Genomic DNA, 13791 nt, shown 5'->3' with positions numbered 1-13791 from the left:
GATCTGTCCATATCTATCGCGCAACCCGCTGCTCGGAGTCCGCAATGGTCCAGTCAGACATCAGGAACATGGGCGCCGCCATCTGGCTGGGCTTCATCGTCATGTGCGTCGGCATGTTCATGGCGATCCTCGATGTGCAGGTCGTTGCAACCTCGCTGCCGACCATCCAGAGCGCGCTCGACATTCCCCAGGAACAGATGAGCTGGGTGCAGACCGCCTACCTCATTGCCGAAGTGATCGCCATTCCGCTGACCGGCTTCCTGACGCGCGTCCTGACGATGCGCTGGCTTTTCGTAAGCGCCGTGACGGTCTTCACCCTCTCATCGGCTGGCTGTGCCGCAAGTTCGAGCTTTGCGGAGCTGATCGCCTGGCGCGTCGTTCAGGGCTTTTCCGGCGGGACATTGATCCCGGCCGTATTCTCCGCAGTCTTCATCCTGTTTCCGGTTGCGCGGCAGGGCGTGGCCACCACCATTGCCGGTGTGCTTGCCGTTCTTGCACCCACTGTCGGCCCGGTCGTCGGCGGCTGGATAACGCAGACCTACTCCTGGCACTGGCTTTTCCTGATCAATATCCTGCCCGGCATTCTTTCGGCAAGCATTGCCAGCTTCCTGTTGCCGCGCCAGCGCCCGCATCCCCAGTCGCTGAAGACGCTCGACCTGACCTCCCTTGCGGCCATGGCCATCGCGCTTGCGGCGCTGGAAATTGCTCTGAAGGAGGCGCCGCAGCGCGGATGGCTGTCCGGGCTGGTGCTCGGCCTGCTGTTCCTCAGCCTTGCAAGTCTCGCCACGTTCGTGCGCCGTACACTCGCCGCCCGCACCCCGGTCGTTGACATCAGGAACTTTCGCGACCGATCCTTCCTGGTCGGCTGCATTTTGAGCTTCGTGCTCGGCATCGGCCTGTTTGGCTCGGTCTATCTGATGCCGGTATTCCTGGCCTTCGTGCGCGGCCACAATGCGCTGGAGATCGGCACTATCATGCTGGTGACGGGCGTAGCCCAACTGTTGACGGCGCCCGTTGCCGTATTCCTCGAGCAGCGGCTGGGCGCACGCCTGCTATCAGCGGCGGGTTTCGCCTTGTTTGCCGCTGGCCTCGGCATGAGCGCGCTCCAGACGCCGGAGAGCGACTATGGGCAAATGTTCTGGCCACAGGTGATCCGCGGCGTCGCCATCATGTTCTGTCTTTTGCCGCCGACGCGGCTGGCCCTTGGCAATCTGCCGGAAAGCCGCGTTCCCGACGCCAGCGGCCTGTTCAATCTGATGCGCAACCTCGGCGGCGCCATCGGCCTCGCTTTGATAGACACGGTCATTTATGGCCGAGCGCCGGGGCATGGGACGGCACTGATGCAGAAGCTCGAAGCGGGAGACATCGCCACCGCCACCTATATCGGCATCCCGCTCGACATGTTCACGGCGCGCCCGGCCGGCCCGCTGGACGACACGACCCGGTCGATGCTGCAGCCGCTGATCGAAAAGGCGGCGCTGACGCAGTCGATCAACGAAGCCTGGGCCATGGTCGCCATCCTGACCGTCGCAGCGCTCGCCTGCATTCCCTTCGCGATCAAAGCCGGAGCTGGAAACCTGCCCGCTGACCGGACATAGGGGTCGCGGCCGCGCTTACTTCATGATGTTCCGATGGGGGAGAGGGAGGCCTGGCCAGGGAGACCAGGCCTCCGCCAATGGAGGTCAATCCAATTGGTGTGCCACGGGGAGCGGCAGGGAATGTCGCGCGTAGCACCATACTGATAGCCACGCTAAAAATTCCAGACAACAAATTCCAGCGCCTCGATAGGCAAAGTGACCATATCTGCACGGGGCCGTGGCTGGTTGCGCACATTAACGAAACGGCTCGTATCCAGGCGTTCAGCAAAGACCAACTGGGATCGCCCACGACACAGCAGAGAGAACCGCATCAACCACAAAAAAACATGGCCCGGCGGGTGCCGGGCCATGCTTCAGCCTATGCAGTCAAGCGGGTATCAGAACGTACGCTGGAAGCGCAGGATGCCGGCCCAAGCGTGGTTGTTGGTCGAGTCCCAGTTGGTGTATTCGACTTCTGGCTCGATCAGGAAGTTCTTGACCGGAAAGTACTTGAGGTTGGCTGCGGCTGCGAAGATCTTCGAGTCCGTGTAGGCAACCTGGACGTTGGCCTTCAGCTTGTCGTTGATGTTGGCAGCGCCGCCGCCCCAAACGGCCCAGTCGCCCCAGCCGCAAAGCTCTTCCTTGTTGACCGGGCAAGCGCCATCGGTGACGTAGCCGGAAGCGTACTTGTTGAGCTTGTCGCCATCGGTGTTCCAACCGCCCATCAGGAAGGCAGAGAAGGTGCCGAAATCGGCATCGACGCGTGCCTTGATAGCGCCTTCTTCGACGATCGAGTCATAACCGCCGACGACCTTGATGCCCCACATGCCGGCCTTGTAGCCGAAGCCTGCAACTGCATCAGGAGCATACTGATCGTTCTTGGAGACCTGCCAGCTGCGGCCGTTGCTCTGCGTGAAGCCGGAGTCGTAGTAGGTATCGCCGTTGGAGCCGCTGTCTTCGATCGAGGCAACAGCGGTAAAGCCGTTTCCAGCGTCGTAGGTGTAGGTCAGCTGGTTGAGTTCGGTGTTCGTCGGTCCAGGGCCGTAGGAGATCACGTCGTCCTGGATGATGTCGCCAGCATAGCCCGGATAGGACGAGAACTGCGAGTCGGCCTTGCCGACCAGGAAGCCGCCGAGGGTGATGTTTGCAAACAGCACCTTGGTGGAGTTGGTGCCTTCCTGCGAATCCCAACGGAAGACCATGTTTGTCTTCAGCGCGCCGTATTCGGTGTCGGTCGCGGTGTCGAGGTTCAGTTCAGCGCGGGTATGCCAAAGCGTGCCGATCTTGTGGTCGGGCTGGTAGGCATCCTTCCACTCGCCTTCGGTGCGAACCATGCCGCCGATTTTCAGGCAGGTTTCCGAACCAGGAATGTAGAAATAGCCGGCGCCGTAAGCGTCGCAAATGCGGACATACTGCAGCGGTTCCGGCTCAGCCGCAACAATAGCGTCTGCAGCGTTGGCAGCCGAAAATGCCGACAGGGCAGCAGCCGATGCAAGGAGAAGACCCTTGATAATCATCTTTAAATCCATTTTTTCGGTGCAGGGCGAAGCATCGAAGGAGCCGATACCGTCGGAGGCCTGCGGTGGTGGAGCAAGTTATTCCGGAGCTTTCGCTCGTAGGACAAAGGCTATGGCCAAACCGCAGACCGGTACAGCTTCCATCGCCCGAAACGGGGCCGCCGGCATCGGTGTTTTCGCGCCACGCGACTGTCACACCACATTTACAAAACGGATAGCCGAGCGACGTTCTATAATAGTCGCCGGAATGCCGCGCTTCGGGCGCATTGGCGATCGAAGGAGCACGCGATGGCGGCCAAATCATCGAATCGAAATCGGTCGATTGGCTACGCAGCAGCGCGCGACGCTCTGTCTTCGACCTCTTTGTCTATAATGACTGCGTGCGATCGCCGCAGGTGACGTTGACAAGGCGCGTCTGAAAGCCATGTTGGCAGCGGCGACTACCCCTATGAAATGACTCCTTCGAGGCCTCCATGCGCGATCCGTTTCAAAACCCATTTCCGGCATCCGACAGCGTCCGGCACGCAATCTGGGAAATGCTGGTGCCCCGCGATATCGACGCATTCCTGGCTGCCGACTGGTCGATGGTTGCCGGCGACTTCGTCGAGGATGGCTTCATCGGAATAGACGGCAGGCACGAGACCAGTCCGGACCAGTGGCGCCTGACGTTTCCGACGCTCTCCGCTTACCGGGACGAATGGCTGCGCCAGGCGCGCGAATTTGCATCGCAATCCTTCGCCGAGGACCCACGCAACGCCATCTTCACGGCGACCACGCTGGAAGACATAGAAATTGCCGGAGAAACGGCGCTGGTGCGCAAGAAGTTTGACGGCGGGCTGACGAAGACGGATGGCAGCCGCGATGTCATGCTGTGGCAGACACTCTATTATTGCCGCTTGCACGCGGGCCGCTGGAAGATCTCCGGCTTCACCGGCTATCTCCCCAATCCGATGGGCTGAGAGCGGGCAACAGCAATAGATATTGCAGCTCACTGTATTGCAATCGAGCTGCGGATCTATCCTTCGCTGCGCGCTTCTTCTGCTCACGTGAACCCTCCCGTGAAGTGCGGAGGGCCCGTCGGCCCTTCCTGTTTTATCGCGCCCATTCTCCACAAAAGTTCCGGCCTCGAAAATCATTCAATGCTCATGGACAAGGCTCGCGCAAGCGCTGCAGGCGACAGTCGGGAGGAACATGTATCTGAAAGCGGGGTCGTGCCTTGCAAGGTTCGCATCGCCGCATAGTGGAAGGCTTGATAGTTTGAAAAGTGCAGCGGCTCAGGTGCAGACATTGTCGGACCCCTACCTGATCACGGGGAAGGCGCCGATCGTTCGGGCAATCTACGAGAAGAGAGATATTGCACCTCTCTGGAACCAGCTTCTGGCCCGAGCGTCCACGGACCTCTCCGACGCCGCCGCCTTCATGGATGCCTCGATCGTCCTGCACACGGTGGGCGAGCCGGAAAAGGCTGTCATCAGCCAGAAGGCAGCGCTCGAACTCAGCCGCCAATACCGAATTCAGAATGGTCGCGGCACCGGCCTCAACATTCTCGTCTTCATGACGGCCGGCGATTTCATGGCGAACACGCCGATCGAGTTCCTGCTGGAACAGTCCGACACCAACCTTTTGCTCTACTACATCGATGCCGACACCAAAGAACTCACCGATATCCCAGACCACGACGTCGCCTTTGTCGCTATTGGCGAATCGACCGCCAATCTACCGGTGCTCGAGAATGTCGAGCGGCTGTTGCGCGACTGGTCCGGCCCGATCGTCAACAATGCCCCACGCGCCATCATGGATCTCTCGAGAGACGGCGTCGCCAACGCTTTCAAGGATGAGCGTGCGGTGCTTGCGCCCGCCACCGTGCGTGTGACGCGCGACGCGCTGCAGAAGCTGTCCCACGGCGAGGTCCAACTTGGCAAGCTTCTCGAAGGGGCCCGTTTTCCCATCATCGTGCGGCCGCTGGGCACCCATGCCGGCAAGGGCATGGAGAAGATCTCGGCCCGCTGGGAGCTGACCGGCTACCTCAATGCCCAGACGGACAGCGATTTCTACCTGACGCCGTTCATCGACTACAGCGACGCGGACGGCAAGTTCCGCAAGCAGCGGATCGCCTTCATCAACGGCAAGGCCTATGCCAGCCATCTGGCGATCTCGGACCACTGGATGGTCCATTACCTCAGCGCCGGCATGGCGCAGCATGCCGAGCGGCGTGAGGAAGAGGCTGAGTGGATGGCCAGCTTCGACAGCGATTTCGCCGTCCGCCATGCCGCCGCCTTCGACGCTCTGCACCGCCGCTTCGGTCTCGACTATTTCTCCATCGACTGCGCCGAGCTTTCGGATGGCCGCCTGCTGATGTTCGAAGCGGATGTCGCCATGATCGTCCATTCGATGGATCCGGAAACGGTGTTCCCCTACAAGAAAAAGGCGATGGGCAAGCTGTTTGCCGCCTTCGAGGAAGCCTTGCGAGACCGCATGTGGCGCGCAACTTCGACCTCGCCCGTTACCTGCGCCAACACCGGGCGGCCAGCCGTCTATCAGCGAACGGATGACGACTGCCTGATCTGCGCTTTGGCGATGTTCACCGGCAGGACCTATGAGGAAATCCAGCAGGTCGCCCGTAGTTGCGATCCGATGTTCCCTCTGGGCGGCCCGATGAGCCATTCGATCATGCGTGGCGTCGCCAACCAATGCGGCTTGGTTCTCCTCAGCAGCATCTACATGCTCTGGAACAAGCCGGCGATCATCGGCGTAGTGTCGCCGACGGTCCCCAACACGGGCCATGCAGTCTTCTGGGACGGCGAAAAGATCATCGATCCCGGCCTCAGCGCCCGTGTGGACCGGGCCTATATCGACCGCTGCGGCCTTGAATTCACGCAGCGGGCAAGCGATCTGGCTCCGCTGATTAACCACGAGATCTCGATCTCCTACGTTGCCGGCGCGGTGACGTCGGAAGAGCCAAACGCATGAAGCCGATGCTTGCAGCCTAATTCGGAGACCACCATGGCTGCACGTCAGCACCTCATCACCCCGATGTCGGCAGATCACGCGCCGACATCGGACCAGCAGCAGCTTCTTTCCCAATCGCTTGCCTCCGTCTCGCTCCTGCTCGGAGCGGGCGGCGACCGGCGTATTCTTGCCCATCCTATCCACCGACGGAACAGATACGGCACCTTGACCACGCCGGCCGACGACGAGATTTCCTTTTCGTCGACCACTGCCAGCAATGTCTCGACCGAAGGTTTCCGGGCGGCGGGCGTTGCCCTGGAGCGTCTCGTCAACCTCGGCTCGGCATCACCCGTGGCGATCGACCGCTGGTTTGCCGACATTCGTGGCGGCATTGCCCGCAGCCTCGGCTGCTCTGGCGCCGAAGTCGTCCTTGCCGCTTCGGGAACGGACGCGGAGCTCATGGCGCTCTGCCTGTTCTCCCGGCTTTCCACGCGTCCCCTCACGAACATCCTCATTGCGCCTGACGAGACTGGTAGCGGCGTCCCGAGAGCGGCGGCGGGCCGCCATTACTCGGACCTTGCCGCACTCGGTGAAGCCGTCGAAGCCGGCGCAGCGTTGGACGGATTGAACACCGACCTTATCGAGGTGCGCTCCATCGCCATCAGGATGCCCGAGGGCGAGCCCCGCCAGCAGGCCGACATCGACGCCGAGCTGATTGCGGCCGTCGAGGGCGAACTGAAGCGGGACCGCGATGTTCTCGTCCACGTGCTCGACACATCGAAGACGGGCCTGTCCGGTGTCACGCGGCAGGCCGCCCGCCATGCCGTATCGCTGGCGCCTGATCGCGTCCATGTCATCGTCGACGCCTGCCAGTTCCGGTGCTCGGTGTCTGACATCGGGCAGGATATCGCCGATGGCTTCGTTGTGGTGGTGACAGGCTCGAAATTCGTTGCCGGCCCCCCCTTCTCCGGGGCTCTGCTTGTCCCGCAGCCCCTCGCACAAGCCTTTGCCGCCCATGGTTCGCTGCCGGCCGGTCTGGGCGCCTACACGGCCGCCTATGACTGGCCATCATCGCTGCGCGGCAAGATGGGCCTTGCCTATGGCGCCGACTTCAATCTCGGCCTGGGTCTGCGCTGGGTCGCCGCTTCCAACGGCCTTGATCGGTACACTGCAATTCCCGAAGGCCCGCAGGCGATGATCAAAGCGCGTTTCGTCGAGCACGTTCGCACCCGCATCGAACGCACCGACGGTATCTCTCTGCATGGCAATGACGAGGGCGAGCATCTCAATCTGCGGACCGTCGTGCCCTTCACGATCACCATGCCAACGGGCGCCTTTGCATCGTTCGAGGAGAGCCAGGCAATCCATCTGTCGATGCGGGAATGGAGCGGCGGGCCGATCTGCCACCTCGGCCAGGCGGTGCGCCTCGGAACACGCAGCGTACTGCGGATCGCTGCCTCCGCGCGGGATATCTCCGACGTCGCAAGTCGCATGGCCGATGGACACCCCATGCACCACGCCTTCCGGCCGGTCGAAGCCAGGTTGGACGCTGCCTTTTCCAAGCTCGAGGCCGTGCTTCGTCACGTCCGGACGCTCTGATGTCCGGAGAGACGCAAGAACCGAAGCGCCCCCTCGTACCCTCGGCCAACCTCGACCCGTCGGACTGGGGTGAATTTCGCGCCCTCGCCCATCAGATGCTCGATGATATGATCGGCCACATCGAGACGATCAGAGAGGGGCCGGTATGGCGGGCGCCGGCCGCCGAGACGCGCCAGCGGTTCGCGCGCGCCCTGCCCCATGAGCAACGCCAACTCGGCGACGTGTTGGACGATGTGCGTAGCCACATTCTGCCCTATGCGACCGGCAACCTGCATCCCCTGTTCATGGGATGGGTGCACGGTGCGGGCACACCGGTCGGCATGGTGGCCGAGATGATCGCTGCCGGCCTTAATCTCAACTGCGGCGGCCGCGACCATGTCGGCATCGAGGTCGAGCAGCAGATCGTCCGCTGGATGAGCGAAGCCCTCGGCTACCCGACTGGGGCGAGCGGTCTTTTCCTCACCGGCTCGTCGATGGCCAATTTCCTGGCCGTGACCATCGCCAAGACGGAAGCCCTCGGTCAGCAGGTGCGGCAGGCAGGCCTTGCCCAACAGCAGCAACTCACCGCCTATACCTCGAGCGAGGCCCATGGCTGCATCGCCCAGGCCATGCAGCTCTCCGGCATCGGCTCGGCCAATCTCAGACTGGTCGCAGTCGACGCCAGCGGTCGAATGCGGCCCGAGGTCCTGTCCGCGATGATCGAGGCCGATCGCGCCGCCGGGCATCTGCCCTTTCTCGTCGTCGGCACGGCCGGCACCGTCAACACCGGGGCCATCGATCCGCTGGAAAGCCTCGCCGCGATCGCAGCCCGAGAAAACCTCTGGCTCCACGTCGACGGCGCCATCGGCGCCCTGGCCGTGTTGTCCTGCGAACTGCGTGGACTTTTCGCCGGCATCGAAAGATCGGCCTCGGTCGCGCTCGACTTTCACAAATGGGGACATGTGCCCTACGATGCCGGCTTCCTGCTGGTACGAGACAGCGCGGCGCACAGGCGCACCTTCGCCCAACCGACCGCCTACCTGCAGCGCGCCGATCGCGGCCTTGCGGCAGGAGAGACATGGCCTTGCGACCTCGGTCCGGACCTGTCGCGCGGATTTCGGGCGTTGAAAACCTGGATGACGATCGAGACGCTCGGTAGCGAGCGCATCGGGCAGGCCATCGCAGAGACCTGCCACGTCGCCGCCTATCTCGTAGAACGCGTCGAGCACCATCCACGGCTGGAGCTGAAGGCGCCGGTCGCACTCAACATCGTCTGCTTCAACATTCGCGGCGAAGACTCCGCCTTCATCCGCACCCTCGTGCTCGACATCCAGGAAGCCGGCATCGCCGCCCCATCCTGGACCGTCATCAACGGCGACCTCGTCATCCGCTGCGCCATTGTCAATCACCGCACCACGCGCGACGATATCGATGCATTCATCGGCCACATCGATCGGTATCTGGGCGATAAGCGGCTATAGTTGACCGATTACGCCGTTCATGTCTCGTAGACCGGTTGTGCGGGCCGCAGGCTGCGCTTGTCACGCCGCGACGAAGCCGTCTCATTCTGCCGCGGACTATCGGTTGATCGTGCAGTACTCCTTGCTGGCTTCCGATACGGCGTAGAAATGCGCGGGACCGGTATCCGTCAGTCGGGCAAGGCCGTACCAACCCAGATTGCCGTTGAATTTCTGGGAAAGCCACTCTTCGGCTCTTTCGCTCACACGCGTAGAGAGCGCGAACCCAACAATGCGATTCGCCTCGTCGACAGTGACGACGTAAGAGGCAGGCGCGTGGCTCTCCGTCATCCAAGCCCAGCCTCTCATCGTGAACGGAGCGCCCGGCGCATCAAACACCTTGGTCAGATCGCCCGGCGCAATGGGGTCAAAACGCTCGACCTCGCCCTTGCAGACCGTCTCCTTGTAGCCGGTAAAACGCACTGCCATGTCATCTCCCCACCGGATGGCATATCTGGAAAATACGCTTAGATTTCTTCGCTCTATATCGTGGAAATATTCGGATGCAGCGGGTGGATCTGGATAAAGATCATGAAGCAGTGCGTCGCTGTTGACCTTGAACAGCACCGCTATGCTGGACTCGGCATTTTTATCCGCCGCCTTTTGCCAGACCCGCATCTCGTTACTACCTGCGTCGATACTCATGGAGAAAACCACGGCAGCGGCGGCAAGATAGACGGCCGTGACCCCGAGTATCACTCGGCGGGCGCAGAGTTCGCGAATCATGCCGATGCAGATCGCCAGCGCGCCAAGCCAGCCGAGCGCTGCGAAGGAGGCGTATTTCTTGTTGGCACCCTCCAGAACACCAAATCCCGCGCGCGAATAGGCGCCTGCAAACGCCGTGATGATGATGCAGGTCAGCACGAAAATACCGAACGACATTGCACGACCGCCAAAACGCGGACGTGCCAGACGGATCATCACCGCCGCGGAAAATATACCAAAGATGGCAACCCCGAGAAGATAAGTCAGCGTAACGGAGCTCGACCATGTGGCGAACGAGGATGGCCAAGGTCCGAAGCGGATGAACGGCGCGCCAAGATAGATGAGAGCGAACTTGACGAGATCAAGGACGCTGGCAATGCCGTCGTGGGTTGCCGCTTCCTTCGTCAGGAATGTTAGGCCCACATGCGCGATCGCCAGCAACGTAAGCACTGCGGTGAACTTTAGAGGCCACCGTGCGAGGACGGCCATGCCAGCGCATGTCATCAGCAACACAGGTGCATTACCAAGCGTGAATGTTGCAAGCACCGCAAGGACAAATGTCGCAGCAACAAAGGCTGCAAACTCACGCGAAGACGGCGTGGTTTCGATCCGCATGCTCATCCACGCCGCGAGACCGACGACCAAGGTCGCCATCAGGGTATGCTGTATCTGGAACTGGATCGCGAAGGTGTAAAGGAACATCGGATTGACAAACAGAACAATGATAACGCCAAAAGGAAAGACGTATTTTGCAAAATTGCCGCGTTCGTTGTCCTCTCGCGCCAGTACGACGACCGAGATAACCGCCATCAAGACCTGCAGGAACACGCAAAGCCCAACCTGCAGCTGCTCCTTGCCGCGCAGAAAATAATCATCGAGCAGCGCGATTGCGCGCGTGGTGGCGATGCGATGTTCATTGTGTGGAGCGATAAGATAACTAAAAAAATTGCTCCAAGACGGCCTTGCCCGGATGAAGCGCGTGCGATCATAAATGTCGTCGTTGACCGGCATGACGTAATGATGTGCCGACACCCAATAGATCGTGTAGACGGCGATCAGAAACCCGACAACAGCAACGGCACCTTGCAGAAGAACAATGTAACTCGGGCGTTCTGCTCTAAAAGCCAAGTTGTGATTCAAGTCCGTCACCGATCATTTTTCCTTTTACTATGTTTTATATTGAAATCTGGCATCGCCGACCGCTACCACCGAGCAAGCCGGCGCGCATAGCTCGGTTTTGCCATCAACGGTCAAGCAACCAGAAACTGTCAACCCCTATTCCTTCCCCACTTCCAGAAAGTACGCCGAGTGGGGCGCAAGCAGATCCGAGTCGTACTTGCTACCGGAGCGCGCGTTCGCGGTAGCGAATGAAAGCAACTTTTTGGCATAGTCGCTATCATCGATCGAGAACGCATGCCTCAAGTCGCCGTGGACGATATAGGCCGTCCACAGGTCGATTAGAGCCGGGCGGGCATCCGGCTTCTCGGTGGCCATGCTTTCGAAAAGTGCAGGAAATTCGAAAATTCGGCGTGTTCTTTCATCGATCGTGCCGGTGCAAAGTTGCTTTATGAAAGGAACCGTTCGCCTGTAAAGGTCGATGTGCTGGATGGAGAGGTTGAGGGACGCACTTACCGTCTCCGGGAAACGCCCATCGCAGAGACTCCATTTGGCGACCTGCCGCTCTTCGACCCCCTCACGCACCTCCACTTGGCCAAATTGGAATGCCGGGATGAAGCTGCTGCAGACAAAAAGCAGGGATGCTAGGATTGGAAGCTTGAGCCATATGCCGATCCGCGGAAGAAATAGCAGTTCGACACAGACGAGGCTAATCCCGAGAATAAGTGGCACTAGCATGGGGCCAACGTGGAAATGCGATGCCACCCAACTGAAACCGAAGTCCGCCCGGCCGACGGCGAAGGCGGCAAGGCAGAGTACAGAGCCAACAATCAGGACACCGCCGATGCGCAGATTGGGCGTCAGAGGCCTTGCCCTCCACATCGCGAATCCGAGAAGAAACATGACGCAGATCATGCCGCCACCGAGGGTAAGCGTGACGATGTCTGACCGGTTGGCAAAAGCGCTTCCCAACAGCTTTATAACATAGGGAATATAGATCTCCAGGCTGACGCTGGTGTTCGCATTGTCAAAATAGGTCGACAAATACTTGAGATGGGCGATCGACAGCAGCAATCCGATCAGCGAAACTGCGATCGTCAGCCACCGACGCCCGAAAGACGGCACAAGAAAAACGTGGAGAGCAAGCGCGGCCCAGGTAAACACGCCCTGCGCCGAGGAAAAGCTTGCCAGAATGCATGAGGCAATAGCGAAAAGCCAACTCAGCCTGTATTTTTTTTCAACCAATATAACGTTCAGAATCATGAACAGATTGACGAAATACCAACCAAGTTCAAAAGCCCAGAAAATATGCTTGGATTGTATGGGATGGAAGAAAGCAATCGACGTAACGATGACGACGAGAATCCTCTTGGCAGCAGAACTTTGGCGAAAAGCCTGATAAATGAGTAGTTGAGAAGCGATAATCGCCAGCGCGGATGCATAGATCAGATAACTGAAGTGCAACCCTAAAATCCGGAATACGTATATCGCAAAAATAGCCTGCGTTCCGAGCGGATGGCTTGCAACGTGGGCATCCATCCAAAATTGCCAAATCGGCTTGCCGTCGCGGAACTCTTGGAGCCAATCAATGTAGACAAAATCATCGGCATAAGGCCAATCAATCGCCTTAGTAACGATAAGTGCCAAAAAGCAGATTTCCATCGCGATAAGTATCGCCAGAGGAAGATCCAGCTTAGAAAGAGGCGCCGCGTCGAGATTTTCTGTCGACGAGCGTGGAGCATCAAGGGCCCCAGAAACTAACGGCATCAGACTAAAATTCCTTACTGATCTTGGCAGCCAACTCGAGCACCCGTCACGAGATCGATAAATCTCCATCTCGCAAGAATTTGTCCACGCATGCCTACACCAATAGCAATAGGGTGATTTCGAAAAGGATCAAGCCACCGAACAGAATGCGTCTGTCTGATTACCCCGATTAATTCGCTTGCTCAGTATGCTTGATCCTCAAGAGACGCACGCGAGGCTTCAACTTCGCCGTTTTGTAGCGTCTCGTGCCTGAGCAACCAGACCACCTGCTCCGTCCTCAGCACATCCTCGTCATATATTTCCGCCAGATCCAGCGGGATCGGATCGTCGAATTTCGTGCGGTAATCGCGCACAACCTCCAGTCCGGCTGAAGCCGCGGCCCGCTTCAGTTGTGGGGCGGTGACCTTGTTGAGGGTGGTGTAGGTTTCCCAGAGCGCATCGCGCTCCACCGACTGGGGCGCATCGAGCGGTATGTATACGGACCAGGCCTCTCGCAAATTTTGAGGGGTCGGCGGCGCATTGTACAATGCTTGCCGGTACTCGTCATGCTCCATCGCCAGATGAGCCCAGGGCTGGCCCACCCACGGCGCCAGATGAGAACCGTCTCTTGAATAATAGAGCGGCGAGATCTGGAGAAACAACACGCCCTCTGGTTTCAGCGCTTCCGCGATGGTTCGGAACGCCGCCTCCAGCAGGTCCCGTTTCACATGTTCGAAAACAGACCAGCAATAAATGAAATCGAACATGCCCAGATCGCGCAGGTCCTGACCTGGCGATATCTGCTGGAGCCGTAGATTGGTAGGCAGACCTTGCAGTCCAAAATGGTCCCGGGCGATATCCTCGCAATTATTGACTACATCGAGTATTTCTACTCCGACGACCCGGCGCGGAGTCTTTCGTAGCGCCATTCCCAATGCAACGGTGCCCTCCCCGCACCCGAATTCCAGCATGTCCTTACCGGAGACACCTCCGTAAGGTTCATACCAATCCGATATGATATCGACCACGTCCCTGAACTTGTGCTGGTAGATTTTGTTGTCGGAACTCATGAAGCCATCGCCTGCC

Annotated in this window: 9 protein-coding genes; 5 read left to right on the top strand and 4 right to left on the bottom strand. The window is 59.6% G+C overall.

Going from position 1 to position 13791, the window contains the following annotated elements:
• Positions 1 to 44 precede the first annotated feature (44 nt).
• Positions 45 to 1598 (top strand): DHA2 family efflux MFS transporter permease subunit, encoded by a 1554-nt coding sequence (locus VH564_RS21565; protein WP_423341904.1) that lies wholly within the window; start codon positions 45 to 47, stop codon positions 1596 to 1598.
• 377 nt (positions 1599 to 1975) lie between these two features.
• Here VH564_RS21565 and VH564_RS21560 read toward each other — a convergent pair whose 3' ends face one another.
• Entirely contained in the window at positions 1976 to 3094 is a 1119-nt protein-coding gene (locus VH564_RS21560) for a porin (RefSeq protein ID WP_423341903.1), read from the bottom strand.
• 473 nt (positions 3095 to 3567) lie between these two features.
• Here VH564_RS21560 and VH564_RS21555 point away from each other — a divergent pair, with 473 nt between their 5' ends.
• The 4 genes from VH564_RS21555 (at position 3568) to VH564_RS21540 (ending at position 9102) form a co-directional block, all read left to right on the top strand.
• Positions 3568 to 4053 carry a hypothetical protein gene (locus tag VH564_RS21555; protein WP_423341902.1) on the top strand — a complete coding sequence of 162 codons (486 nt, stop codon included), beginning with the start codon at positions 3568 to 3570 and terminating at the stop codon, positions 4051 to 4053.
• 328 nt (positions 4054 to 4381) lie between these two features.
• A complete protein-coding gene (locus VH564_RS21550; protein WP_423341901.1) occupies positions 4382 to 6064 on the top strand; it encodes an ATP-grasp domain-containing protein in 1683 nt (560 codons plus the stop codon).
• A gap of 33 nt (positions 6065 to 6097) precedes the next feature.
• Positions 6098 to 7642, top strand: coding sequence for a hypothetical protein (locus VH564_RS21545; RefSeq protein ID WP_423341900.1), 1545 nt, complete (start codon positions 6098 to 6100; stop codon positions 7640 to 7642).
• Positions 7642 to 9102, top strand: coding sequence for a pyridoxal phosphate-dependent decarboxylase family protein (locus VH564_RS21540; RefSeq protein WP_423341899.1), 1461 nt, complete (start codon positions 7642 to 7644; stop codon positions 9100 to 9102). The genes VH564_RS21545 and VH564_RS21540 overlap by 1 nt, the downstream gene beginning before the upstream one ends.
• 96 nt (positions 9103 to 9198) lie before the next feature.
• Here VH564_RS21540 and VH564_RS21535 read toward each other — a convergent pair whose 3' ends face one another.
• The 3 genes from VH564_RS21535 to VH564_RS21525 all read right to left on the bottom strand — a co-directional run bounded on the left by VH564_RS21535 (position 9199) and on the right by VH564_RS21525 (position 13775).
• Positions 9199 to 10992 (bottom strand): hypothetical protein, encoded by a 1794-nt coding sequence (locus VH564_RS21535; RefSeq protein ID WP_423341898.1) that lies wholly within the window; start codon positions 10990 to 10992, stop codon positions 9199 to 9201.
• A 126-nt stretch (positions 10993 to 11118) separates the two neighbouring features.
• Entirely contained in the window at positions 11119 to 12726 is a 1608-nt protein-coding gene (locus tag VH564_RS21530) for a hypothetical protein (protein ID WP_423341897.1), read from the bottom strand.
• 182 nt (positions 12727 to 12908) lie between these two features.
• Positions 12909 to 13775 carry a methyltransferase domain-containing protein gene (locus VH564_RS21525; protein WP_423341896.1) on the bottom strand — a complete coding sequence of 289 codons (867 nt, stop codon included), beginning with the start codon at positions 13773 to 13775 and terminating at the stop codon, positions 12909 to 12911.
• Between the last annotated feature and the right edge of the window lie 16 nt (positions 13776 to 13791).

Source organism: Rhizobium sp. HT1-10 (assembly GCF_049472505.1).
In the GTDB taxonomy this organism is placed as follows: Bacteria; Pseudomonadota; Alphaproteobacteria; order Rhizobiales; family Rhizobiaceae; genus Rhizobium.
Note: the sequence above shows the minus strand (reverse complement) of the source record. Positions and strands in the feature narration are given on the sequence as shown.

What these genes read in the sequence shown, in the direction of transcription:
- VH564_RS21540 (WP_423341899.1), top strand. Translation starts at nt 7,642, where the DNA reads ATGTCCGGAGAGACGCAAGAACCGAAGCGCCCCCTCGTACCCTCGGCC.
- VH564_RS21560 (WP_423341903.1), bottom strand. Translation starts at nt 3,094, where the DNA reads ATGATTATCAAGGGTCTTCTCCTTGCATCGGCTGCTGCCCTGTCGGCA.
- VH564_RS21525 (WP_423341896.1), bottom strand. Translation starts at nt 13,775, where the DNA reads ATGAGTTCCGACAACAAAATCTACCAGCACAAGTTCAGGGACGTGGTC.
- VH564_RS21555 (WP_423341902.1), top strand. Translation starts at nt 3,568, where the DNA reads ATGCGCGATCCGTTTCAAAACCCATTTCCGGCATCCGACAGCGTCCGG.
- VH564_RS21565 (WP_423341904.1), top strand. Translation starts at nt 45, where the DNA reads ATGGTCCAGTCAGACATCAGGAACATGGGCGCCGCCATCTGGCTGGGC.
- VH564_RS21530 (WP_423341897.1), bottom strand. Translation starts at nt 12,726, where the DNA reads ATGCCGTTAGTTTCTGGGGCCCTTGATGCTCCACGCTCGTCGACAGAA.
- VH564_RS21545 (WP_423341900.1), top strand. Translation starts at nt 6,098, where the DNA reads ATGGCTGCACGTCAGCACCTCATCACCCCGATGTCGGCAGATCACGCG.